The sequence below is a fragment of the Petroclostridium xylanilyticum genome, assembly GCF_002252565.1.
Taxonomy (GTDB): Bacteria; Bacillota; Clostridia; order SK-Y3; family SK-Y3; genus Petroclostridium; species Petroclostridium xylanilyticum.
Map to the genome: position 1 here is coordinate 124,325 of NZ_NPML01000019.1, position 24,321 is coordinate 148,645.

The 24,321-nt window shown below is 34.2% G+C and carries 21 protein-coding genes; 3 read left to right on the forward strand and 18 right to left on the reverse strand.

The window, feature by feature from the left end; translation table 11 throughout:
• Positions 1 to 57 precede the first annotated feature (57 nt).
• Positions 58 to 996: a cysteine synthase A gene (gene cysK / locus CIB29_RS12895; RefSeq protein ID WP_094550318.1), complete on the reverse strand. Its 939-nt coding sequence runs from the start codon at positions 994 to 996 to the stop codon at positions 58 to 60.
• A gap of 325 nt (positions 997 to 1,321) precedes the next feature.
• Here cysK and CIB29_RS18945 point away from each other — a divergent pair, with 325 nt between their 5' ends.
• Positions 1,322 to 1,486 carry a hypothetical protein gene (locus CIB29_RS18945; RefSeq protein ID WP_198543870.1) on the forward strand — a complete coding sequence of 55 codons (165 nt, stop codon included), beginning with the start codon at positions 1,322 to 1,324 and terminating at the stop codon, positions 1,484 to 1,486.
• A gap of 62 nt (positions 1,487 to 1,548) precedes the next feature.
• Here CIB29_RS18945 and CIB29_RS19490 read toward each other — a convergent pair whose 3' ends face one another.
• The gene (locus tag CIB29_RS19490; protein ID WP_278335853.1) at positions 1,549 to 1,677 is read right to left on the reverse strand and encodes a hypothetical protein; all 129 of its coding nucleotides are present in this window, start codon (positions 1,675 to 1,677) and stop codon (positions 1,549 to 1,551) included.
• 501 nt (positions 1,678 to 2,178) lie between these two features.
• Between CIB29_RS19490 and CIB29_RS12900 the strand changes: the two genes are divergently transcribed.
• Positions 2,179 to 3,036, forward strand: a complete 858-nt coding sequence (locus tag CIB29_RS12900) for a hypothetical protein (protein ID WP_198543871.1) — start codon at positions 2,179 to 2,181, stop codon at positions 3,034 to 3,036.
• Between the two features lie 185 nt (positions 3,037 to 3,221).
• The gene (locus CIB29_RS12905; RefSeq protein ID WP_198543872.1) at positions 3,222 to 3,755 is read left to right on the forward strand and encodes an FMN-binding protein; all 534 of its coding nucleotides are present in this window, start codon (positions 3,222 to 3,224) and stop codon (positions 3,753 to 3,755) included.
• 164 nt (positions 3,756 to 3,919) lie between these two features.
• Here CIB29_RS12905 and hydE read toward each other — a convergent pair whose 3' ends face one another.
• From hydE to CIB29_RS12985, 16 genes are all read right to left on the reverse strand, one after another.
• Complete coding sequence (gene hydE / locus CIB29_RS12910) at positions 3,920 to 4,978, reverse strand: [FeFe] hydrogenase H-cluster radical SAM maturase HydE (protein WP_094550320.1); 1,059 nt, start codon at positions 4,976 to 4,978, stop codon at positions 3,920 to 3,922.
• A 187-nt stretch (positions 4,979 to 5,165) separates the two neighbouring features.
• A complete protein-coding gene (locus CIB29_RS12915; RefSeq protein WP_094550322.1) occupies positions 5,166 to 5,969 on the reverse strand; it encodes a HesA/MoeB/ThiF family protein in 804 nt (267 codons plus the stop codon).
• A 97-nt stretch (positions 5,970 to 6,066) separates the two neighbouring features.
• Complete coding sequence (locus CIB29_RS12920) at positions 6,067 to 6,408, reverse strand: hypothetical protein (RefSeq protein WP_094550324.1); 342 nt, start codon at positions 6,406 to 6,408, stop codon at positions 6,067 to 6,069.
• 111 nt (positions 6,409 to 6,519) lie between these two features.
• A complete protein-coding gene (locus tag CIB29_RS12925; RefSeq protein ID WP_094550326.1) occupies positions 6,520 to 9,132 on the reverse strand; it encodes a cation-translocating P-type ATPase in 2,613 nt (870 codons plus the stop codon).
• 468 nt (positions 9,133 to 9,600) lie between these two features.
• Positions 9,601 to 10,335: a hypothetical protein gene (locus CIB29_RS12930; RefSeq protein ID WP_094550328.1), complete on the reverse strand. Its 735-nt coding sequence runs from the start codon at positions 10,333 to 10,335 to the stop codon at positions 9,601 to 9,603.
• A 551-nt stretch (positions 10,336 to 10,886) separates the two neighbouring features.
• Positions 10,887 to 12,101 carry an L-lactate MFS transporter gene (locus tag CIB29_RS12935; RefSeq protein WP_094550330.1) on the reverse strand — a complete coding sequence of 405 codons (1,215 nt, stop codon included), beginning with the start codon at positions 12,099 to 12,101 and terminating at the stop codon, positions 10,887 to 10,889.
• Positions 12,102 to 12,120: 19 nt separating this feature from the next.
• Positions 12,121 to 12,582 carry a 5-(carboxyamino)imidazole ribonucleotide mutase gene (purE, locus tag CIB29_RS12940; RefSeq protein ID WP_094551094.1) on the reverse strand — a complete coding sequence of 154 codons (462 nt, stop codon included), beginning with the start codon at positions 12,580 to 12,582 and terminating at the stop codon, positions 12,121 to 12,123.
• A 64-nt stretch (positions 12,583 to 12,646) separates the two neighbouring features.
• The gene (locus tag CIB29_RS12945) at positions 12,647 to 13,816 is read right to left on the reverse strand and encodes a 5-(carboxyamino)imidazole ribonucleotide synthase (protein WP_242965220.1); all 1,170 of its coding nucleotides are present in this window, start codon (positions 13,814 to 13,816) and stop codon (positions 12,647 to 12,649) included.
• A 24-nt stretch (positions 13,817 to 13,840) separates the two neighbouring features.
• On the reverse strand, positions 13,841 to 15,721 hold the full coding sequence (locus CIB29_RS12950; RefSeq protein WP_094550332.1) for a DUF4914 family protein: 1,881 nt from the start codon (positions 15,719 to 15,721) through the stop codon (positions 13,841 to 13,843).
• Positions 15,722 to 16,219 carry a hypothetical protein gene (locus CIB29_RS12955; RefSeq protein WP_157910300.1) on the reverse strand — a complete coding sequence of 166 codons (498 nt, stop codon included), beginning with the start codon at positions 16,217 to 16,219 and terminating at the stop codon, positions 15,722 to 15,724.
• 289 nt (positions 16,220 to 16,508) lie between these two features.
• The gene (locus CIB29_RS12960; protein ID WP_094550336.1) at positions 16,509 to 16,871 is read right to left on the reverse strand and encodes a Na-translocating system protein MpsC family protein; all 363 of its coding nucleotides are present in this window, start codon (positions 16,869 to 16,871) and stop codon (positions 16,509 to 16,511) included.
• A 156-nt stretch (positions 16,872 to 17,027) separates the two neighbouring features.
• Positions 17,028 to 18,386 (reverse strand): ABC transporter substrate-binding protein, encoded by a 1,359-nt coding sequence (locus CIB29_RS12965; protein ID WP_094550338.1) that lies wholly within the window; start codon positions 18,384 to 18,386, stop codon positions 17,028 to 17,030.
• A 368-nt stretch (positions 18,387 to 18,754) separates the two neighbouring features.
• Positions 18,755 to 19,585 (reverse strand): carbohydrate ABC transporter permease, encoded by an 831-nt coding sequence (locus tag CIB29_RS12970; RefSeq protein WP_094550340.1) that lies wholly within the window; start codon positions 19,583 to 19,585, stop codon positions 18,755 to 18,757.
• Positions 19,586 to 19,602: 17 nt separating this feature from the next.
• On the reverse strand, positions 19,603 to 20,511 hold the full coding sequence (locus CIB29_RS12975; protein WP_094550342.1) for a carbohydrate ABC transporter permease: 909 nt from the start codon (positions 20,509 to 20,511) through the stop codon (positions 19,603 to 19,605).
• Between the two features lie 328 nt (positions 20,512 to 20,839).
• Positions 20,840 to 22,420, reverse strand: coding sequence for a response regulator transcription factor (locus tag CIB29_RS12980; protein WP_094550344.1), 1,581 nt, complete (start codon positions 22,418 to 22,420; stop codon positions 20,840 to 20,842).
• The gene (locus tag CIB29_RS12985; protein ID WP_094550346.1) at positions 22,417 to 24,246 is read right to left on the reverse strand and encodes a sensor histidine kinase; all 1,830 of its coding nucleotides are present in this window, start codon (positions 24,244 to 24,246) and stop codon (positions 22,417 to 22,419) included. Before CIB29_RS12985 ends, CIB29_RS12980 begins: the two co-directional genes overlap by 4 nt.
• Positions 24,247 to 24,321 lie beyond the last annotated feature (75 nt).

The following is a 24,321-nucleotide window of genomic DNA, read 5'->3' on the forward strand; positions in this document are numbered from 1 at the left end:
GATTTCGTGGAAAAAAATTTATGGTGAGGGTTTTTATTTAACTTTAACTGAGCAAGTTCACTGTTCTTCCTGGAAAAGAACTGTAGACAGATATCTTTCACCGGTATCCGGCAATAAAACAACAATTGTCTTACCTTGATTTTCCGGCCGTTTTGCAATTTGAGTAGCCGCAAAGGCTGCTGCCCCGGAGGATATGCCAACTAATAATCCTTCAGCTTTAGCAAGCTTTCTGGCTGTTTCAAACGCTTCCTCATTTTTCACTTTAAAAATTTCATCAATAACTTCCTTATTTAAAATATCTGGAACAAAACCTGCACCTATCCCTTGAATTTTATGAGGTCCAGGATTTCCTCCTGATAAAACCGGGGAGTCATTTGGTTCTACAGCGATTATCTTAATGTTTGGGTTCTTTTGTTTTAGCACTTCTCCAACACCTGTGATTGTTCCACCAGTCCCTACACCGCCAACGAATATATCAACCTGGCCTTCTGTGTCTCTCCATATCTCTTCAGCAGTTGTTTTTCTATGGATTTCAGGATTGGCAGGGTTTTTAAACTGTTGGGGAATAAAGGAATTTGGCGTCTTGGAAGCCAGCTCCTCCGCTTTTTTTATTGCACCTTTCATTCCTTCCACACCGGGAGTTAAAACCAATTCAGCCCCAAGAGCTTTTAAGAGACTTCTTCTTTCTATACTCATTGTTTCAGGCATTACAAGTATAAGCTTATAACCTCTTGCTGCTGCCGTAAAAGCTAATGCAATACCTGTGTTCCCGCTTGTAGGCTCGATGATTACTGAATCTTTATTAATTAATCCTTTTTCTTCCGCATCTTTAATCATTGCATAACCAATTCTATCCTTCACACTTCCTAGAGGATTAAAATACTCCAGCTTAGCAATCACTTTTGCATGCAGATTATTATTTTTGTTATAATTCGATAGTTCCAGCAACGGAGTGTTACCAATTAAATCAGTTAGATTTTTTGCAATCTTGGACATAATATTACCTCCATTTATTTTTATTTTTACTATTCCGATTTGTTTACTATGCTTTGTATTATACCACCGGTAATAATAATTGTCAACTACTTTATTAATCTAATTTAACCTGTTGTGCTACTCTAAAAACTTTTACCGAGCAGCACAACAGGTTAATTTAAATTTAATAATAAGTTTTTGAGGGAATACGCATAAAGTATCTATTACTGATAATGATTTTACATGGCAGATAAAGTCAATAAGTTCACAGTTCACGGTTCACAGTAAAAGCTATTAAATCGTTTGCTACTGTGAACTGAGAACTGTTAACTATATTAATTAATTCATGGAGGATTTTTTAATTTATCGTAAAGGCTTGCCCATAAAATTTGCAATCCAGGAATTAGAACGCGTAAAAGATACGCAATTAAATGGGAAAATTGTAGATATTTTTATTAAAATTTTAAAAGAAGAAAATGAATATTTTGAACATGAATTAACAGAAACTTAAAAGAGAAACAATCCCGGAGGATTGTTTCTCTTTTTGTCAGTTAACCCTTTATTTTATTATTCTCATGCATCAGTAGCCGCTTTTCTTGCATAGCCGTAGCCATATCCGCCAAAGCCCCAGAACAGCAATAAGAATAAAATAATGAACCAAAGTATTTCATCGTTATCAAATAAATTACCCAAGAAACTCATACATCTAACCTCCTTATTTAATTATTTTCTATTACTTTTTTGGATAGCCGTATCCATAGCCACCGAATCCCCAGAACAGGAACAAGAAAACTAGGATAAAAAATAATATTTCACTGTTGTCAAATAGTCCATATCCTCCTCCAGACATATTGAGAACCTCCTTTTTAAATTATTTTAGGTTTACTTCTCACAATATACTATGATTCTGATATCAAAAAGGTTACTAAGCGAAAAGTAAATTTATAGATAAAAGTATCGATAAGCAATATTAAAATTAAAAATAAATTAATGTAGTTATCGATGAAATTAACCAACTTTAATATCTAAATATTTAATTTTAAAGTTGATTAATTATAAGTATGAAAAAATTTTATTCTTTTTGCTTGCAATTTTTTTGGTATGGAAAGCACACATAATATCATTCTAGAATATTATGGTAACAAGAGTATATAAATCTTTAATACTCTGCATTAAAAATTCTTGTAATAAGGAGGGTTAAATATGTCCGAAAAACTTAAACCAGGACCGATCGCAGGTGTACCAGGATTTAAAGAAGCAGTATGCATACAAACGGATAAAGTCTATGATTCATGTAGGGAAAAAGACTGCCTGGAAGACTTGAGGGTTCTCTTGACCAGAAGAGGCCAGGAAATCGTTGACAGGGCAATTAACGTTAAATGCAGGAAAGCTGAAATCATTTGGGTCTTCCCTGACCTGGAACCCGTTCCATTTAACAGGGGATTTTTCACAGTTAATGTGAAATTCTTCTTTAGGATTACCTTGGATGCATTTACCAGTGTTGGAAGACCTACAACTGTAGAAGGATTAGCCACTTTTGATAAGACAGTTGTGCTCTTTGGTTCTGAAGGTAAGGCTAGAATTTTTGAATCCAAGTTCCAAGAGGGTGCTTTCGACCCGCAGCTCTGGCAAAAGACCAATCTGCCAAAAGCTAAGGTCGAAGTTGTTGACCCAATATGCCTGGCAGCTAAATTGGTTGATATTACCGACAGGTTATTCCCAACTGATAATGTAGATCTGGCAGCAATACCTGAAAGTGTATGCAGATGCTTTGACGATGACCTGGTAGCAGGAGTTGAAAGAAAAAGAGTATTTGTTACTCTTGGATTGTTCTCAATCATCAAAATTGAACGAAATGTTCAGTTACTCATTCCTGCTTTTGATTTCTGTGTACCGGAGAAAGAATGTATTGCAGCTACTGAAGACAATCCTTGTGAATTGTTTGAAAGAATCAGATTCCCGGTTGACGAGTTCTTCCCACCTCAAAAATGTGATTTTGAGAGTGCGCAAGAAGCATTTACTGAGAATAATAATAACAATAACAAACCTCACCGCAAATAATATACAAAGAAAGCTCCACAGAAATGTGGAGCTTTTTCCTTATATCAGAATATTACTTTTTCTGTATAAAATTATCACATCTGCTCATAACTAATATCATAGTGTTTACCTACACTCTAACACTAACTTACTGTCCACTAAAAATAATATATTACAATATTAAAATTTTGAAATGGAGGCAAGTTATGAAAAGACTTTTAAGTATTGTACTGGTTGTTTTAGTAATATTTTCTGTGAGTGCATGTGCCCCGGCCAGACCCACTCCTCCACAGGCATCACCAACACCATCACCGTCTCCATCGCCAGTACCTTCTCCATCTCCATCACCCTCTCCAGCAGCAAGTCCATCTCCTTCTCCTAGTCCATTGCCTTCACCAGGACCAGGAAGCACCAGCTATAAAGATGGGACGTATACAGCTGACGGTGATAAATGGCAGTACGGAAATGAGAATGCTACTGTAGTGATCAAAGACGGCAAGATGACAGATATTACACTTAGACGTTTAGATACTGAAGGCAAAGAAGTAAACTATGACGAGTGGGCCGGTCAGGAGGTCGACGGCAAAAAAAGACCTAACTTAAAACAGTTTAGAAAAGATCTGGCAAGCAAAATGCTTGAGAAACAAACATACGAAGTGGACTCTATCTCTGGAGCTACCGTTAGCTCAAACAACTGGAAGTTAGCTGTCCAAAGAGCCTTAAAAGCAGCCTTAAAATAACATTTTGTTTTTCTCATTTTGAATGAGTGGACAAGTTAGAGTGTATTATTTAAACATTATAAAATAACATATTTCTCACCTTATCACATATATTCCATAAAAATGGCGAGTCATTCGACTCGCCGTGATCTAATCTCTAATTCCAATAATCTATATAAAATATTCTATACCCTTTGCATGCTGTTTCTCGACTTCAGGCTATCTCCCCTGCCCATATCCACCTCAAAACCTGCTGAGTTAATCCTTCTTTCGATGCACTGCCTGCAATGGGCTGCTTCATCTCCCGTACAAATCTTATTTTCATATAATTCATATTTAGCTCTCACCGCTGTTGGAGAAAGGTTTGGCATTACTACATTTGCACCTACTTTTAAGGCTAATTCCCTTCCTTTTGGATGCAATGTTCCCATTGCCGTTGTTGCCGGCAGCAGACAATCCGGTACCAGCAAACGCGCAAATGCCAGCATTACAAGTGTATCTTCAACTGTACCTCCTTTGGAACCTTTTAAAGGCGTTTCCCTGTGGGGAATAAAGGGACCTATCCCTATCATATCCGGCTCCAATTCTTTCAAGAAACATAAGTCTCCTGCCAAATCTTCTGCTGTCTGTTCAGGAAGTCCAACCATAAACCCGGCTCCTACTTGGTAGCCGATTTTCTTTAGTGTCTTTAGACAATTTATCCTGTTATCAAAATTCATTGTAGGGTGCAATTTTTCATACAAATGCCTGGACGCTGTTTCATGCCTTAGTAAAAACCGGTCGGCACCTGCTTCAAAAAGATTTCTATATACCTCTTCACTTCTTTCCCCTATGGAAAGGGTAATCGCTACATCAGGAAATAATTCTTTAATTTTTCTTATGATTCCTGTCAATATTTCCTCTGTATACCAGAAATCTTCCCCGCTTTGCAGCACGAAGGTCCTATAGCCCAGCCGATAGCCTTCCCTGCAGCATTCTATGATCTCATCGGGGGTAAGCCGGTATCTATCAACCTTCCTATTGGACGCACGAATACCACAGTAGAGACAATCCTGCTTGCATATATTGGAGAACTCAATAAGCCCCCTCATGAAAACTTTATTGCCATAATACTTTAGTCTGGTGCTATGGGAATAATCAAACAGGATTTTCTTATGCGCATCATCCAGATTCTTTAGTATATATACGATTTCTTCTTTAGTTAAATAATTTTGTTCATATAATTTATCCAATAAATCTAACATATTTATACCCCATTTGCTTTATTATCAAATATTTAACTGCTGCATAATTGTTAATGTAAAATCTTTAACGCTATCTATATATTATGTAAGGGTGCATTTAATTTAGTTGAAGAATATGATTAACAGGCTCTAAGCCTTTCCGCAACGTTCTTTCCATAATATTCTTCAACTAAAAAATATACACCCATTATGTAATTTTAGATTTGCATTTGATTTCATACTCTACCAGTTCTTTTACTGTAGGTTCTTTACCACAGAGCGGGCATGTCTCCCTTTTCTTCCATGGAATCACCCTGATATTCATACTTAATCCGTCAAATGACAGGATTCGTCCTGAAAGCGTATCCCCAATCCCCAAAAGGACTTTAACCACTTCAAGCGCTTGCAATGAACCAATGGTCCCCGTAATTGCCCCCAGTATGCCTAAGTCATTACAGGTAGGAATTACCCCGTCCTGAGGCGGTTCAGGATACAGGCACCTGTAGCACGGGGAATGGTCAGGTATGATTGTCATAAGAATACCTTCAAATCCAAGTACGGCCCCCTCTACCAAAGGTTTTTTCATAAAGTAACAGCAATCACTGACCAAATATCTTGCGGTAAAATTATCTACTGCGTCTACAATTACGTCGTAGTCTTGAATAATCTCTTCAATGTTATCTATATTCATCCTAAAAGGATATTTTATTATTTTTACATCCGGATTAAGTTTTCTTATTTTTTCCTCTGCAGAATCCACCTTTTTTTTTCCTATGTCTTCTGTAAAATGAAGTATTTGCCTCTGCAAATTCGAGATGGCAACTATGTCAAAATCTACCATCCCAAGTGTGCCAACGCCGGCTGCTGCAAGATAATAAAGGACCGGTGAACCCAGCCCCCCACTTCCTATTACAAGTACCCTGGATTTTAAAAGTTTTTGCTGTCCATTATAGCCGATGTCCTTTAATATAATTTGTCTTGAATATCTCAGTTCCTGATCTTTAGTAAGCACTTTATCACCCTAACTTATACAGTTACTTCTATAATTGATATACCGTTCTTTTCATTTATGCCATCATTTATCATACTATGCCTATCTATATAATACATTATTTTCTTGGTCTAAGCAAATATTTTTCTACGTAAAAAAATACTTTCAAATCATCGGCAAACGCCTTTGCATTTTGCTCAATATTGTATTGGTAAGCAATGTTCAGTATTTCTTCAACAGTTTGTTCTATAGTCTCTTCTACTCTCTTCTTTCCGGCTTTAATCATTTTCCCAAAGAAATAATTATAAACCTCATCAATCTTACTTTCGAAAACAAGCTTCCATGCTCTCCGGCATTGCTCTTCAGCATCATCCACATGGTAATTAACCATGTACATATTGTTACGGTCTGAAATTTTGTCGGCTTCTATCGAAGCTTTCCAAGACGCTTCAACGTCCACATCTCTGTTGACGCTGGTCTTTGACTACCAAGCCCCTTGGTGGTTACTTGGACTGGACTTGCACCAGTTAGCGAATTACGGCTTCGCCGGGCACGCTCGAAACCACTTTTACTATTCCCTAGGTCCGTTCACAAACAATAACTTATATATTTGCACCAAAATAAACGGCACCAGCGCCAATCCAAAAATGATTTTATATTCATTGATAGTAAGCGGAACGACTTCAAATATCCGCATTAAAGGTTGAAACTCCAATACGGAAATTAGCAATAACAAACCGATCGCAAAAGCAATCCAAATATATTTATTGGAAAATATCCCTATTTTAAAGATGGATTCTTTTGTCCTACAGTTAAATCCGTGTAAAATTCTTGTCAGGCATAAGGTTGCAAAGGCCATGGTTCTTGCAAGTTTCACATCACCTATATTTAATCCTATGTAAAACGCAATAATTGTACTTACTGCAATTAAAAATCCCTCGATGAGCACCTCCAATCCAAAGGATCGATTAAGTATCGGCGTATTTATATGTCTAGGCTTTTCCTTCATCACGTTTTCCTTATGAGGCTCAACACCGATTGCAATAGCCGGAAGACTATCTGTCACTAAATTAATAAACAATAAATGAACTGGCGCAAAAGGATTGGGCAATGCTGCTAGGGATGCATATAGTACAGACAAGATTCCTGCTGTATTTCCAGAAAGCAAGAATTTAATAGAGTTTTTTATATTCGCATATATATTTCTACCATTAGAAACTGCTTTTACGATGGTAGAAAAATTATCATCCGTTAATATCATGGCTGCTGCGTCCTTAGCAACCTCTGTCCCTGTAATTCCCATTGCAATCCCTATATCCGCCTGTTTCAGCGCAGGCGCATCATTCACTCCATCACCCGTCATGGCAACCACATTACCTTTTTCCTGCCAAGCTCTTACGATTCTTATTTTGTGCTCTGGTGAAACCCGGGCATAAACCGAAATACCTTTTACCTTATCTTTAAGCGCTTCATCACTTAGTTTATCTAATTCATAACCCTCCATCGCTTCTGATTCATCTCGTAATATGCCAATTTGCTTCGCAATGGCGGAAGCAGTGATCTTATGGTCCCCGGTAATCATAACAGTTTTGATGCCTGCACTAATACAATTCGCTACCGCTTTCGCCGACTCTTCTCTTGGTGGGTCCATCATCGCAATCATTCCAATGAAGGTTAATTCCTTTTCATCTTCTACATCAATCTTTTTTCCCTCTTCGATCTCTTTATAGGCAAAAGCTAGAACTCTCAACCCGTTTCTTGAAAAATCAAAATTTACATTTTCTATCTCCTTTTTGTGCTGCTCTGTTAATTCCTCTACTCCAACGGATTTTTCTATTTTGATGCTTCTTTTGAGCAACACATCTAAAGCTCCTTTTGTGATCATCACCGTTCTTCCATCGATCTTATGAACAGTGCTCATCAGCTTTCTGTCTGAATCAAAAGGAATTTCTCCGGTTCTTGGATAGTTTTTTCTAATCTCTAACTCATCCAGTTCATAAATACTCCCTAAATTAACAAGTGCGACCTCTGTTGGATCTCCAATTTCTTTATCATTAGTAGTGATTGCATCGTTACATAACAAGGCCATCAATACTAGTCTTTTCTCCAAGGCTTTATCCTGGTCTAATTCATCGGAAGCTAACACTTTGTCATCTACGTAGACTTTTTTCACTGTCATTTTATTTTGGGTTAAAGTTCCGGTTTTATCGGAACAAATAACCGAAACACTACCTAAACTTTCCACCGCATGCAATCTTCTAACAATGGCATTTTCATGAGCCATCTTTTGCGTTCCCAAGGCAAGTACAATCGTCACAATAGAACTTAACGCTTCAGGAATAGCCGCTACCGCTAAAGATACCGCAAACATAAAAGACTCAATCAACAGATGCCCTCTAAATATATTGAGAGCAAAAATCAATGCACATATAGCCAATATTACAACTGCTAATTTTCTACCAAAATTATCTAAATTTGCTTGTAGAGGGGTTTTCTTTTCTTTTGCATTTTTTAAAAGTGTTGCAATTTTACCTATTTCTGTATTCATCCCGGTCGCTGTAGCAACTGCAATGGCTCTTCCATAGGTCACAAAACTTCCGGAAAAGACCATATTTATTCTATCTCCAAGGGCTACATCATCCTGATCTATGACATCTGCTATTTTTAGCACACTTTCTGATTCCCCTGTTAAGGAACTTTCATTGACTTGAAGACTATGATTTTCAATAATTCTACCATCAGCACTGACATAATCTCCCGCCTCTAAATATAAAATATCTCCTACCACCACTTCTCTAGAAGGAATCTCTAGCTTCTGTCCATTTCTTAAGACTCTCGCTACCGGTGAAGAAAGCGCCTTCAAGCTCTTTAAAGATTCCTCCGCTTTAATGTGTTGTGCAGTACCCAATAGGGCATTAATGAAAATCACCACAAGAATGACAATTGCACTTTCTATTTTATTAAAAAACATCGAAATGATAGCAGCCCCAATTAATATCAACACCAAAAAATCTTTAAACTGCTCTAGAAAAACCTGAATCACACTTTTTCTAGCTACTTCCGTTAATTCGTTGAATCCGTATTCCGTTCTTCTTTTTTCTACCTCCTCATCCGTTAATCCTTTAGAGGTTACCTTTAAACTCTCCATGATCTCTGTAGCTGTTTTCCTATATGCTTCATTCATGATTCGTACCCCTTTCAATAAAATAAAGTAAGACTCCTATTATCATTGTAAGAAGGGCTGCTTTTCGCCCTTTTAATATAGAACTTTCATTTGACATAACTTCTCTCCTCCTCACACTAAACTCTAAATTCTACCTTTTGTTAATACGTCCTTAGGGCAAATGACACACATAACAAACCGTCCCACCGTCCTTGCTTAAAGTCCATAATATAAAAAGCCAATATTTGTAAACTCAATTCCAGTTAATAAACATTGGCTTACACTACGACTGGTATTTTAACCTTTCGTCTGGTCTTCCAAAAATTATTTATTAAGTTTTTTCTCATTTGCCATTAGCCATTTGACTTTTTAAATATATAACCCTCGATTTTAAGCCTTTTGCTGAAAATAGTATAGATATTGGTGCTACTTTCTCTAAATTTAGGGATTACTGTATAAATATTTTCATTTTACTGCACAAGTCTAGTCCTATAAGATAATAGATTTTTTTACATCCATATTCGTTAGCTCAAAAGAAAGATTTCTATTTAACCCAAGTATTTTTACCAAATTACAGGCATCGATATCGTTTTGTCTAAAGAGGACATAGTGTCCTATTGAACGTATTATGGATAAAGGCATATTACTCAAAGTTTCATGAAGAAAAATATATTTAAAGTTTTCCATTTGAATTCCACAATAAGTATTTGAGAACTCTTCATCAGGAATTAAATCAATAGTAAATTTATTGAGCACTATATTCAAACGTTCATTATAACATCGGTTATCCGTATCTAATTTTCTCATTATAACAGCAAAAAGTTCACCTGCATACATAATCCTATCAATTGACTTAATTTTAAGTATATTTATGCCTCTTTGATTCATCTCACTTATAATATTTGGTATGCAAAAGAAATCGCCTGCACTCAGTTTTAAATGATATTTTTTTTCAAATTGTCTGACATATTTTGAATTTTTAAATCGCTTGTACTGGTTTATATCTCCCTCTGAATCAATAATAATTACTTTCTCTTTTTGTGAAAGATATTTTATATATTTTCGTAAAGCATATTTATGCCCGGACCAGGGCAACCCTAAAAATGCAATATTTTTATTGAAGTTATATAGATTATCTAATACTTTTTCAGAGTGTTCTGCCCAGTTTACAATTTGTTTATTTAATTGCACCTGTGCGGAAACATGCTTTAATATGGTATTCATCTAAGCACCTCCAATATTAGTATAAAAGTAATGAGTAGAATAGAAGCAATCCACAAAAGCATAAGTTACTTCTATTTTGATAATCATTTATGCTGCTCAGTGGTATGACCAATTTACCAATATGAATTATCTGCAACTATTATTACCAGGTCATATTACTTTATACTATATTATATTCTATATTAAAATAAAAATTCCTGCAAAAAAACAAATAAAAAATTTTATCTACAGGTATCATTTTGACCACCCTTTCAGACTGACATCATATAATCTGAATTAGATTGAATTAAAATCAATAGTAATTGCTATACACATTGATAATTTGATTTTTCATTAATGAGAAATATATCTGTATTTAAACACAAAAAACTCTGCATCCAAACCTAACAAGTCGGGTGCAGAGTCTCACTAAAATTAATTTAACAATTAATTTAACAAAACCGGGTATTACAACCGAACTGACGATTTTGTTCCCTGTTGCAAAACAGGGTGTTACTCCCTCTGTCCACATTATATCCTATTTTTTGTCAAACATAGTTGAAATAAATTGATTATCTTAATAAAAATATTGCAATCAGCAATCCCAGTATTGCAAGAAAAATTATTGGATAAAATACAAAAATATAACTTCCTAAAACATCACGCAATATTCCTGAAATTAAAACTCCCAATATTGCCCCTGCACCATACGCAGTAAAGACAAAACCATAATTCTTACTGTAATATTTGGGACCAAAAAATATTGCAGTAGCTGTGGGGGCTATAGCCAACCAACCGCCAAGTGTCAACCAAAACAATGAAAAGGAAAACACATACAAAACGACTGCCCCTTCCTTTGCCATTAACATTAAACCCGATGACAAGATTACTATTATATATGATATTATTGAAGCATTTAAGGGATATAATTTATCTGTAAGCCAACCAAATAAAGGCCTTCCAACCCCATTAAAAATAGCAAATAATGATACCGTCAGTGCAGTAGTTTTGTAATCCAACCTTATAACTTCTTCTCCAACTGCACTTGTTATTCCTACAGTCATAAGTCCAATCAACGTCCCTATTGTATAACATATCCAAAGTCCATAAAATCTTGAAGTTTTTAGCATCTTTTTTGTATCTACATCTGAAAATTCCATATGATTTTTACTTTGGTTTTTATTTTCAATAATTGATTCTTGGTTTGGAAATTTAAAAGGTAATGCTAATAGTAAAATAATGATTAAGAATGTTATTCCTAAAATTTTAAAAGTCTGAGGCAAACCATAGAAATCTATAAGCAATCTGGCCAAAGGTGCAGTTACAAAAGGAGATAGACCAAAACCTGATAAAGTTAAACCCACTGCTAATCCTTTTTTATCAGGAAACCATTTTGAAATTACTGCAATTGGGACCCCGTAAACTATCCCAACACCCCCACCGGCAATTATACCATATGTTATTGCCAGTATATTAATATTCCAGGCATATCCTGATAAAATCCATCCAATACCAACAGCCATTCCTCCTACCATAATCATTGTCCTGGGACCACATCTGTCTATAAATCCCCCTGATATAGGCATTAAAACTGCATATGCCGCTAAAAACAGCATATATGGTAACCCACTTTGTGTTGCACCTATATTAAATAAATTTTCAAGAGGTATTCTAAAAATACTCCATGAATATATTGTCCCTAGACACATAAAGATTATTATTCCTAAAGGAATAAACATCCATCTGCCTGTTTCTGGTGACATACCAAAAATTTTTTCCTCTTTCATGTATTATCCCCTAGCAATTTTATTTGATGATTTCTTCAAGCCCTTGAGTTATTTCTTTATCTATTTTTTCCATATATAAGGTCAATTTTTCTCTTATCTTTAAATCTTTAATGCTTAACATCCTGGCAGCCAGTAACCCGGCATTAGCTGCACCATTAATAGCTACTGTCGCTACAGGCACTCCTTTTGGCATTTGGACTATGGAAAGTAATGAGTCCATTCCATCTAAACTTCTGGATTTAACCGGGACTCCAATTACCGGAATACACGTTAAAGAAGCAACCATACCCGGCAGATGTGCTGAGCCACCGGCACCTGCAATTATAACTTCAATTCCTCTTTCTTCTGCTGTTTTAGCATAGCTATGCATTTTATCCGGAGTCCTGTGTGCCGACACAATATTTATTTCGTAGTCAATACCACATTCTTTAAGTACCTTAGCAGCTTCACTCATAACAGGAAAATCAGAATCACTTCCCATTATTATTCCTACCTTAGGAAAACAACCGTTCCTCTCTTTGCAATCCACCCTATTTCCCTCCAATTTATAAAGGTTTGATTTTTATATTTTCAAGTGCTTTTAATGCCTTTTCTTCCGCTTTTTTTAAAGAGTCATCCAAAACAGTAATATGACCAATTTTTTTCAGTTCATCTGTCGAGTGTTTACCGTACAGATGAAGGTAACATCCCTCTTCTGCCAGCACAGACTCAATACCTTCAAAGGTATATTTACCTTGTACCATATCATTTCCCAATATATTTACCATCGCACATGGAGAAATTAATTTGGCAGGACCCAGCGGCATCCCCGTAATAATCCTTATCAACTGTTCAAATTGTGATGTGACGCACCCTTCTATCGTATAGTGTCCTGAATTATGAGGCCGTGGTGCTATTTCATTTATATATATTTTTCCATCTGAATTAAGAAACATCTCTATACAAAATACCCCTACATCCTCTAATACTTCTAATACTTTTTTTGCTATGTTTTTAATTTCCGTTTCAATATCATTATCTATACTTGCAGGTACTCTGGTTAAGTTTAATATGCTGTTTTTATGAATATTTTCGACAACAGGGTAATATACAATTTCTCCATCAAACCCTCTAGCGGCTATTATTGATAATTCACATGTAAACTCAACAAATTGTTCTACCATCAATTCATTTTTTTTAAGTGTATTATAAACTGTTTCTATGTCCTTTTTATCTCTTATAATAACATTTCCTTTGCCATCATATCCGCCTGAACAGGTTTTCAATACCAGTGCATTTCCAAACTCTTCAAATTTCTGTATAATATCTTCTTTACTTTTAACTTTAGAAAAAGCAGGTACTGGCAACCCAACACTTTTCAATAATGATTTTTGTTTATATTTATCCTGAATCTTTTTTAATGTTTTGCCAGAGGGATACACACTGTACCCCTCCGACTCCAAACAGCATAATATATCAGCATCTATATGTTCAAATTCATAAGTAACAACATCGGTCAGCTCTGCTAATCTTCTTATCGCATTTTGGTCTGAAAACGAAGCAATTATTTGGTTATCTGCTACCTGTCCAGCCGGAGAAGCAGGGGTGGGGTCCAGTATTGTAACATGGTATCCCATCCTCTTAGCTGCCATTGTCAGCATTCTTCCCAGTTGTCCTCCACCTATTATCCCTATTTGGGCCGGTGGTTGCAATATTTTTTTTCTTCTGTTAATCATCGGATCACCTTTCTATTGATTAACCTAAATTCTCATTGGTATTAATTCTAAATAATCTTTAAGGGTTCCATCACTCATACAGCATTCAATAATTTGCTTCCCTAAAGGATTTAAATCAGGTGATATAAATTTTGTAAGTTCTTTCTTAAAAAAGTCAGTTAGTATTTTTGCTCCGGCGTCATATCCTTCATTTCCTACCTCAGGTTGACAATTAACCTGTAAAAAGCCTTTAGATAAATATTTCCCATCAATTTTTAAAGTTTCCAATGAATAACCTAAAAGTGAACACCTTGATGCAACTAGCTGTTCCGACCTGAATTTAGCACTTCCACGTCTGGCCAGATATTCTCTTGCTATCCATTGAGGCATAAACCCAACTTTATAAACACCTACGTGCTGATTTGGGACAAGTATATACCTGGTATTAGTAGTGTTAATAATTTGCTCCAGCAAAAGATTTGCCTGATCAACCATTTTCCCCGTTGCAAAGGGCCAATAAGACCCTACACCTTCACTACTCATTCCTACAGTATCTGTAATACTGGGATTATCATGTCCTCTAGGTGCTACCAGTCTCCACAGCCACGCAAGACTTGGAGGCAATACATGGAAAAATCCTATTATGCCATAACTCGGCCTTTCCTTTGTGCAAGACGGTGTCCTCACACCAAAACTTCTGATATCGACCTCCACAGGTTCATCCACTACATTCGGGACAAACCGTCTGGGCATAATAACCCTTGGATTGGGACAGGGCTTTCCTGGTTCATCCATTGTATGCTCCCAGATAAGGCATGTAGAACCTGGAATACCTTCAAGATTTAAAAATATCAGAGGTTCTTTCGGATGAATGCATAATTTTTCATAATGAGGGTCGGTCCCATATTTGTTTATATGGTTTATCCTTAAAAACCATCCTTGTTCTGCATCTTTTACAACTAACTTTTTACTTCCATTTTGCAAAGAAGGATGACATAACGCCATATCATCAGTAACCGGTTGAAGCTCACAAGTGTCTGTTAGCTCAAGATAAAGTTTTTCACCTGTTACTGTGTGTTTTCCAAGTACAATCCTTCCATCCATTTCTCTGTGTATTTGTTCTATCATCTCGCTTTTTCCGCCACCGCTGGCACCTTCATGCATGATTGTTATGATATTATCATAAGGTGTTACAACTCTGACTGTAGAACCGTGGACCGTTACCCAGCCTTCTGCTTCACCAATATTTAGCAATACACCATAAATGCCTTTTTTGGCACTTGGGCCGGGGTAAAGATTGTATGAGAAAAGTTCATGCATACCGTCAAGCCTGTTATGGACAACTATTTGCTTTTGATTAAAATGTGTGTGCCTAAAAGGTGGTGCAAGATAAATAATTGCTTTCGGTTTAAACCCGTCAGGTATGCTATCTTTAGGTATAAACCCCTGCAAATCTGCAAGCCCGGCAGCAAAAAAACCTGCATTATCAGGTGCTACAAGTAATGCCGGATACCCAAGTTCCTGTCCACCGGCCATAAAAGGCATAACGATAAGGTTTTGTTTTTCCAGCCAGCCAAAAGTTGTGTTGCGTAAAGGTTCAAAGTTTTCTCCATATCGGTCTTGATATCTAGGCTTATCCGTTTCCCGCCTGTCTGCTACAACCATACAATCAGGATCTCGCCTTCTCATATAGATATCTGTATAATTTACTGCCGCTCCATTTTTGCAGCGTGCAACTGTAGCCTCAACGACTCTGCCATTACCCGGTATATCGTAAGCCACCTCAAAAATGTCCTTATCTTCTCCCCCCATCGCAAGTCTAATCAGATGGTCCCTGTTTTCAGGTATTACAACCTTTGTACCTTTTGTTAATATATTTTCTAATTCTTTAGGAAGTATAAATTTTTTTAATATATTTTTCTCCATTTAGATCACTTCTCCTGTCTTCTTTTTGTCTGAATGAATATTTTCAATTACTTTGCAGAAAGTATCATGAATTAGATTGGCTAAGTGTTGATTTTTCTTTAAAAAAAGCATATTTTCATGATAGTCATTAAAATGTTTCTCGTTTATACACAATAATTCTTCTTTGACTACACAGTAGTTATAGAACTTTCCTATAAAATTAATAAATTCAGATTTAAAACTACCATCTTCTAATAGTTTTTGGTGTAAATACATATCGCCGTTATACAGGTCTAAGATCAATAACGGTATTCTCCACACATCAACATATCCCTCATCATTAAAATATTTGTCCAAAAAATTCCTGTAACGAGGTTCTTCTTTCTCAATAACATTACAAAACCTTTCCATGAGTATAAAAAAGCTTTTACTTATTATTAATTCTTTTGCGTTTTGGCATAATTCTTTTTCTATCGTGATTATTCCGCCGTTTCCAAAACTAACTTTACTGTTTAGCATAATAATACCCACTCTCCTCCACTTAGTGATTAATTGAATAAATTTTACTTTTTTATAAGTTTTTCTAATAGAGCAATATAGTCTGTCCCCCCTAATATTTTTTTATATGTTTAACATCATTGGACTACATTGCGACTGGTTTTAAAACCCTTCAGCTAGTCTTCCAAAACCTTTTAGAAACTTTGTAAAACCAAAACAAAAAGCCAATATTCGTTAACCTATACAAAGTTAATGAATATTGGCTTACACTGTGACTGGTTTTTACAACCCTTCACCCGGTCTTCCAAAATTATCTATTAAGTTTTTCTTCTAAATTCTCATCAACTGTTATTACAATTATCTTTTCACCGGTTTTTGTACTAACATCAGAATGAGTACTTATTATGTTAATATCAATTACTTCTTTAATTAAAGCTTCAAAATATTCTCTTGCATTTTCAAATAGTGTACTCCGTAACTTTTTTATTAATTCAACACCCTGACTATTCTCAGCTAATTTTTGCTCCGACTGGCTAAGAAACCCTTTTAACCTTACTATTATGAGGTCCTGTATAATTATAGTCCTTATCTGTTTGGGACCTCTACCCATAAACTCTATTTCAAACTTACTTACTGCCTCACTTATTTTAGCTTCAATTTGACCTTTAGTCATTACAATAACCTCTAAATAATTTATAAATATTCGCATATAATATTAACATTTCTTTTAAAAAAAATCAATAGTTTTTTACTTTTTTTAATTCATCTTCTAGTAAATCAGTGAAGCCACATTATCAATCCGCAGCTTCACTGATATAAGCATTAGAGATTATTTGTTTTTATCAGCAATTTCTTGTGCTCTTTTTTGAATATTCTTCATAGCTTCATCTAGTGATATGCCATTAACAAGGTATTTTTCTGACTCTTCAACAAACATTTTTTTCAACTCTGCGTGATACTTAGGAACATTTGTAAATACATTGTCAAACCAATCAGGATTATTAAATACTTTCTTTAAGGAATCAACATCATATAGCTTTGATGGATTTTCGCCCATCATAATATCTAAGATCTTGTTCTTATCTCCGCCTTTTTGAGCTGTCATTCCAGTTCCTTTTATACTCATTCCATCTGTCGTATAGAACTTTATAAATTTATATGCTTCTTCTTTAAACTTGGAGATATTTGTTACACAATAATACATAGCTTCTGTGATTGTCCGTCCTTTTGGACTTTCTTTGCTCCATCTTGGTAATGGTGCAAAAGCTGTAATAAAATCATGAGGATATTTTTCTGTATTTTTAATCTCAGAAATCATCCATGAACCTACTGGCAACATACTGATTTTTTCATTATAAAACTGGTTTCTATAATTCAAATTTAATGATTTTACTTCAAAGTATGGAGTAGAACATTTATCTACATTTTCCATATCATATCTGAATTTCATAAACTCTTTATACAGTGGATCATCAAAATTTAAAGAGCCGTCTTTCTTGACGAAAGGATTATCTAAACGGTCTGTGTAAAACGCCAGTAGGTTGTAATCAGCCCATGAGTGAAAGTATGAACCATAACGCTTGTCTTTTCCTTCTCCTTTTGTCAATTTCTTAGCATATTCTCTATAATCTTCCCAAGTCCAATCTAGTGGAGGTAATGGTAATCCAGCTTCATCTAAATGGTTTTTATTGATCATAACAAACCATGATTTCACATCTCCAGGAAAACCGTATGCTTTTCCATCTATTTTAGAATTAAAGGTAAAGATATCTTCATATTTTACTCCTTCTGCTTTCATAAAGTCATCTAAAGGCTCAAGCACTCCAGCTGTAGCTCTTACAATATGGTCTACAAAGTTTGCTTGCATCACGATGTCAACCTGCTGCCCTGATAATAACATTAAATCAATCTTTTTCAAATATTCATTGTTATTACCATCACCTACATATTCCACTTCTACATTGATATTTGGATTTTTTTCTTGAAATGCTTTAATTACTTTCTCGTTGTTATCTTTGAAATACGACTCCCAAGAATAAAATTTTAATGTAACTGGCTTTTGAACTTCTTTTTGTTCTTCCTTTTTTACTTCGCCTGTTTGCTTTGGCTGTTCAGCTTTGCATCCTACTGCACTTAGCAATAGAATTAAAGACAATAAAATGGCTAACTTTTTACTAATTCTTTGCATTTGACCATCCTCCTAAAATGTTTTATTAATATCATTTACCTAACAGTAAATGTAGTCGAGTAAGTAAGCTTTGTTACCGAGTCTCACTCCCCTAAGAACGGAACGTGCGACTTTCACCGCATTCCGCTCAAGCAACTCAAAGTCTCTTCGCTATAACGTTTCAGCCGGTACAGGGATTTGAACTTATCTTAGATGAATTCTTTTGTCTGTTTTAGCTGCAAACACCCAGTTTTTGTTTCCTATACTATGGAAGTATTTTGTATTTATCCACCATTTACCCCTTTTAGGATGACGTCTTTTGCACCATTGTTGTAGTGCATTGTAAATCTGGTAGTCTACATGTTATCTATACGACCGACGTGTCGCACTCAACCTTTAACAGCTCCCATAGTAATCCCTTCAATAACATATTTCTGTCCTATTATAAAAACAATGATTAACGGGATAATTGCCATTACAGCACCTGTCATAATTAGTGAATAGAATTCCCCTGACTCTGACGCAAATTGCTTCATTCCCAACTGTAATGTAAACTTTTCCTTTGAACTCAAAAATATTAACGGATGTTGATAGTCATTCCATGTCCACACAAATTTTAAAATTGAAAGTGTTGCAATTGCTGGTTTTGTAATTGGCAATATAATTTGCATAAAAATTCTAAAATGATTCGCTCCATCAATTTTAGCTGATTCAGATAGTGAATTAGGTATAACCACCATAAATTGTCTAAGCAGAAATACTCCGTAAACACTAAAAGAAAGCATCATCACTAATCCTGTATGAGTATCAAACAATCCCAACCATTTAAAAATCATAAATCTGGGAACAATAGTTACCTGTTCAGGGATCATAATAGTTGCAAGGTATAAGAGAAATAAGGAATCTCTGAACTTAAAATTTATCTTCGAAAAGCCATAAGCTCCCATAGCTGAAACAAATACTTGACAGATGGTAGCTAACACTGTAATTTTTATTGAGTTCCAATAATACATGGCAAAATTATATTGACTTCCCCAGACTTCTTTATAATTACTAACAACATTCCATCTTTTAGGAATCCATTCAATAGGAAATTTAAAAACATCAGTTTCCACTTTCATGGAAGCAGAAAGCATCCAAAGTAAAGGAAGCGTCATTGTAAATGCTATAACAAAAATTACCACAGTCATTATACTTTTTAGAATTACTTGATTTTTCATGAATCCTGCCTCTCCTCTTATTCATATGTTACCCATTTCTTCTGAGCTCTCCATTGGAACATGGTAATAATAAATACTAATATGAACAATATCCAGGCTACCGTACTTGCATATCCCATTCTAAAAAACTCAAATGCAGTTCGATAGATATAATAAGCCAACACTGTTGTAGCAGTACCTGGTCCACCTTGAGTTAAAACACTAATCTGATCAAATACTTTAAAAGAACCAATTATCCCCATTGTCACTAAAAAGAAAGTTGTAGGTGATACCATAGGGATCGTAATATGCCAGAATTTCTGAAATAGATTAGCACCATCAATTTCTGCAGCTTCATATAACTCATTTGATATGCTATTTAAACCTGCAATATATACAATTATATAATACCCTAATTGCTGCCAAATCGTAATTATTATAACTGCTGGAAGTGCCCAGTTCATATCTGATAGCCATCTTGGCGGATTTTTTATACCCAACTGCATTAAAAATTGATTTATTGGCCCATACGTAGGATGCAGCAACACCATCCATACGATACATACTGCTACTACGCTCGAGATATATGGTATAAATACCATTACTCTAATAACATCTTTTCCATAGGTATATTTATTGATTATGACCGCTAAGACAAGTGCAAGAAATGCTGTAATTGGTACAGTTGTAAAAGTAAAAACCAAATTATTTCTGAAAGAACTAATAAACCATTCATCTTTAAATAATTCAATATAATTACTAATACCGACAAATTGTATTGCTTTTAAACCACTGATAAAATTCCATTTTGTAAAACTTAAACCTAAAGAGAAAATTACCGGCACTAATACAAACACAATGAAACCTAAAAAGCTAGGAAGTACAAATAAAAAACCAGTTAGATTTTCTCCTCGTTCTAAAGAATGCTTATTGTGGAACGAATTCATTGGAACTCTCCTTCTCATATAATAGTATTTGTAAGGTTTAAGTTAATAAATTTCCAGCTACAAACCTTATATTTTCGACCTTTAATTTCTGAAAATTATATTCCAGAGTATCTCTCCAAAGATCTCTTCACAGAGATCTTTGGAGAGATACTCTGAATAACTCAAATCGTTCTACTTATACCTTGACAAGTAAATAAATATATCAAAAAATTTATTTCCAATTCCCCCCTTGACATTTTACAACTGGCCTTTCTCTTATCTTGATTTTATTTTAATACTATTTAATTAATTAAACAATGTACTTTTATTACTTAAAATTATCTTTTTATTACTTTGCTTCTCTTATCTCTCTTGGTGTCTTTCCTGTTACTTTCTTATAGATTCGGTAAAAGTAACTTACATTTTCAATTCCAACTGCTTGCGCTATTTCTTCTATTGTTAAATTTGTATTTATCAGTAAATCTGTAGCCCTCTCTATTCTTTTATTTATTAAATATTCCGAGAAACTAACTCCTACCTCCTGCTTAAACAACCTGCTAAAATAGCTGCTGTTCATATTAACATGGTTAGCCATTAACTCGCAATTGATTGGTTCACCAATATTTTTTTCAATATATTTTATAACGTCATTGATCTCTTTTCTCGAAGAAATATTCTTTTCTTGTTCTATTCTTAATAAAACATTATTTACAGCTGATATTAAATTATTTTGATATGTTTCAAATGTATCAGCATCGTAATCTAATTCATCAACTTTAATTCCATGTTTATTTGCCAAAGCACCAACATCAATAAAGACTCTTTTAAATAATTCTTTTACATTATTAGGTTCATAGTTTTTCTTAATAATTTCTTCATACCATTCTTTAAGGTATTGATTAATTATACTCTTATCATACGTATTAATTGCATTTCTAAAATCGTCCAAGTACTTTTTGGCCAATGACTCGGAAATGTTGTTGAACTGATATTGTTGAGGTGTCATAATTGTTCTTGTTCCCAAATAAAAATATCCATTTCTAAGTCCCCTTACTTCATCAAGCGCTTTTTTCAAATTGGTGATATTTGTATAATAGGAACTAATACAGGCAGATATACTAATATGGAGGTACTCAACAATTTTTTCTTGGAACTCTTTAAGCGTATCCATCATTTTTTGTTTTATTATTATGTTGCTATCATTATCCCAATATAGTATTATATATGTGTCATCACTATATGAAAAAAATGTTATGTTCTTTATGGGCTGTATCATTTCTTCAAGAATATTTGATATAGCGTATTGTAGTAGATTACGTTCTTTTATTGGACATTTTCTAATAGCATGATTAAAATTATCTATAAAAAGTCCTACTACCCGGTATTCATCTTTTGGAATATCAATCTTAAGAAATTCCGCCTTTTTATGCAGATAATTTTGCTGAAGGCTCAAACCTTCTGCTATATCCATAAAAAACTTATTCTTTATAACATGCTTGCTACTATTTAATTCATAGTCCATTTGCAAAACAGTATCTTTTTGCATTTTCTGAATTTTTATTTTTTCTTTAATCTTTAAAATTGTTCTTATTAATTCTTTTTCTGTAAGAGTAATTTTTACAAGATAGTCATCTACTGCTAACTCAATTGCCTCTTTAGCATAATAAAAATCCTCATGACATGTCAGTATTACAGTTTTTACTTCGGGAATAATTTCTTTTGCCTCTCTTATTAATATCAAGCCATTCATAACAGGCATAGTTATATCAGTGATGATCAATTCGGGCAAATATGTTTTGACAAGTTCTAATGCGTCTGCACCATTATCGGCTTTCCCTACTAATGAGAATCCATAATCTTCCCATGTAATAATGTTTTCTAATCCCTGTAACATCTCAATATCATCATCAACAATAATTGTTTTAATCATTCTATCACCTCTCCAAATTTTTTAGGAAGCCACACCTCTACAGTAGTCCCTCTACCAGGTTCACTTTTTATAACAATACCATATTCCTTGCCATAATGTATTTTAATTCTCTCATTAACATTCTCAATCCCTATTCCTGAAAACTTTAGACTTTTTATATTCTTTTCTTCTAATAAAAAAGTAGTATCCATTCCTTTTCCATTATCTTTAATTAATATTAAAATTTTATCCTTTTTCTCAGTCCCTATTATATCGATTCTTCCCCCAACCTTTAATTGTTCAAATCCATGTAAAATTGCATTTTCAACTAAAGGCTGTAATAAAAGCTTAGGAATTTGAAAATCTCTAATACTTTCGTCAATATCATAAAAAACGTCAAACATGGTAGCATGTCTCATTTTTATAATAGCAATATAGTATTTAAGATTCTCTATCTCCTGTTCTATACTAATTAATTCATTATTCTTTATAATTGTCATCCTCAAAAGATTTCCTAACGCCAAGACCATATCAGCAGCTTTTTTGCTATTATTATTTATTGCCGCCCATCTAACAGCATTTAATGTATTAAATAGAAAGTGAGGGCTAATCTGTGCTTGTAACGCTTCTAATTCAGCTTCCCTTTTTTTTCTTTCCTTTTCTAGGTTTTCTTGCATAAGCTTATGAATATTTTTCCTCATGGTATTAAAACTATCTTCCAAAACACCAATCTCATCCCGCCGTTTTATTCTAACTTGTTGATACACAGACTCTAAATCTGTAAGTAACATCTCTTTTGTTAAAAGCTTAATGGGCTTTGCAATACTTCTTGCGATAAAACCCGCTACCCCAAGAAAAACAAATATGCAAATAATATTTCCTATTAATAACCTATTGTTGCTTTGAGTTAATTCCTGGGTAATATAATCATAAGACTTTATGTCTATAACTGTCCACTGCATAGTATCAATTTTATAGTATGTGATAAGAACTTTATTACCACTGTTAAGTTTGTCAATAAAATATCCTTTTCTTTCTTTAGGAATTACTCCGTCATAAATTTCTTCAAAAGACTTTGTAATGTTTTCACCATTTGAATCTGAAATGATATTCATGTTTTTATCTATGATAAATCTTTTATAATTATTATTGCTGCTAGATATAAATTTTCGTATTTCTATTTCGGGAATACTAATAATAATTGTACCATATTTTTGGTTGTACCACTCATCGTTAACGTTTTTAATAAGTGTTAAAACATAGGGCTTTGACTTTACATCATTATAAACATAGTTTTTTTCAATGTCTTTCCATATGACACTATTATCTGACGGTATAAGTTTACCATTCATATATGGTAATAAATAATCTTCTGCTAATTTCCCATCATAATGCCAATTAGTGTATTTTGCACCTGACGGTGTAATAAGGGTAATATAGCATTTACTTCCCATAGTATTAAATGATATGTTGTCTAGCATATTATTAACCTTATTAATTCTATTAAGTCTTTCAAGCATTTTTTTTGGTTGATCAATATTATCATCTATTAGACTAATATTTGACTCTGCTTGAAGAATTAGTTTAATGTTTTCATCCTGACTTACATATAAAGAAGCTGATATCATTCTACCCAATATTTCATCTACACTACTTGCTACAAGTTGTAATGAATTCAAAGTATCTCCATATACTTGTTTAACGATTACTTCACCCATAGTCCTCTTGGAAATGTAATATGAAGTAAATAAAGGAATAACTATGATGAGAGTAAAAGAAATTATTAACTTTTGAAAAATATTTATGTCAAAAAATTTATCAAAGATTTTTTTCATGCTAGCATACATGTATTTCACCTGCTATTGTTTCTTTTAATCAGAGTATTTACTTCTTCCTTTGAAAGTACGGACGGAATACAATGT

Excerpts from the sequence above, each read along its gene's own strand:
- CIB29_RS12960 (WP_094550336.1), bottom strand. The coding sequence starts at position 16,871 with ATGACTAAAGGTCAAATTGAAGCTAAAATAAGTGAGGCAGTAAGTAAG.
- CIB29_RS12975 (WP_094550342.1), bottom strand. The coding sequence starts at position 20,511 with ATGAATTCGTTCCACAATAAGCATTCTTTAGAACGAGGAGAAAATCTA.
- CIB29_RS12930 (WP_094550328.1), bottom strand. The coding sequence starts at position 10,335 with ATGAATACCATATTAAAGCATGTTTCCGCACAGGTGCAATTAAATAAA.
- CIB29_RS12970 (WP_094550340.1), bottom strand. The coding sequence starts at position 19,585 with ATGAAAAATCAAGTAATTCTAAAAAGTATAATGACTGTGGTAATTTTT.
- hydE (WP_094550320.1), bottom strand. The coding sequence starts at position 4,978 with ATGTTAGATTTATTGGATAAATTATATGAACAAAATTATTTAACTAAA.
- CIB29_RS12900 (WP_198543871.1), top strand. The coding sequence starts at position 2,179 with ATGTCCGAAAAACTTAAACCAGGACCGATCGCAGGTGTACCAGGATTT.
- CIB29_RS12980 (WP_094550344.1), bottom strand. The coding sequence starts at position 22,420 with ATGATTAAAACAATTATTGTTGATGATGATATTGAGATGTTACAGGGA.
- CIB29_RS12950 (WP_094550332.1), bottom strand. The coding sequence starts at position 15,721 with ATGGAGAAAAATATATTAAAAAAATTTATACTTCCTAAAGAATTAGAA.
- CIB29_RS12925 (WP_094550326.1), bottom strand. The coding sequence starts at position 9,132 with ATGAATGAAGCATATAGGAAAACAGCTACAGAGATCATGGAGAGTTTA.
- CIB29_RS12905 (WP_198543872.1), top strand. The coding sequence starts at position 3,222 with ATGAAAAGACTTTTAAGTATTGTACTGGTTGTTTTAGTAATATTTTCT.
- CIB29_RS18945 (WP_198543870.1), top strand. The coding sequence starts at position 1,322 with ATGGAGGATTTTTTAATTTATCGTAAAGGCTTGCCCATAAAATTTGCA.
- cysK (WP_094550318.1), bottom strand. The coding sequence starts at position 996 with ATGTCCAAGATTGCAAAAAATCTAACTGATTTAATTGGTAACACTCCG.
- CIB29_RS12935 (WP_094550330.1), bottom strand. The coding sequence starts at position 12,101 with ATGAAAGAGGAAAAAATTTTTGGTATGTCACCAGAAACAGGCAGATGG.
- CIB29_RS19490 (WP_278335853.1), bottom strand. The coding sequence starts at position 1,677 with ATGAGTTTCTTGGGTAATTTATTTGATAACGATGAAATACTTTGGTTC.
- CIB29_RS12965 (WP_094550338.1), bottom strand. The coding sequence starts at position 18,386 with ATGCAAAGAATTAGTAAAAAGTTAGCCATTTTATTGTCTTTAATTCTA.
- CIB29_RS12945 (WP_242965220.1), bottom strand. The coding sequence starts at position 13,816 with ATGATTAACAGAAGAAAAAAAATATTGCAACCACCGGCCCAAATAGGG.
- CIB29_RS12985 (WP_094550346.1), bottom strand. The coding sequence starts at position 24,246 with ATGTATGCTAGCATGAAAAAAATCTTTGATAAATTTTTTGACATAAAT.
- CIB29_RS12955 (WP_157910300.1), bottom strand. The coding sequence starts at position 16,219 with ATGCTAAACAGTAAAGTTAGTTTTGGAAACGGCGGAATAATCACGATA.
- purE (WP_094551094.1), bottom strand. The coding sequence starts at position 12,582 with ATGGGAAGTGATTCTGATTTTCCTGTTATGAGTGAAGCTGCTAAGGTA.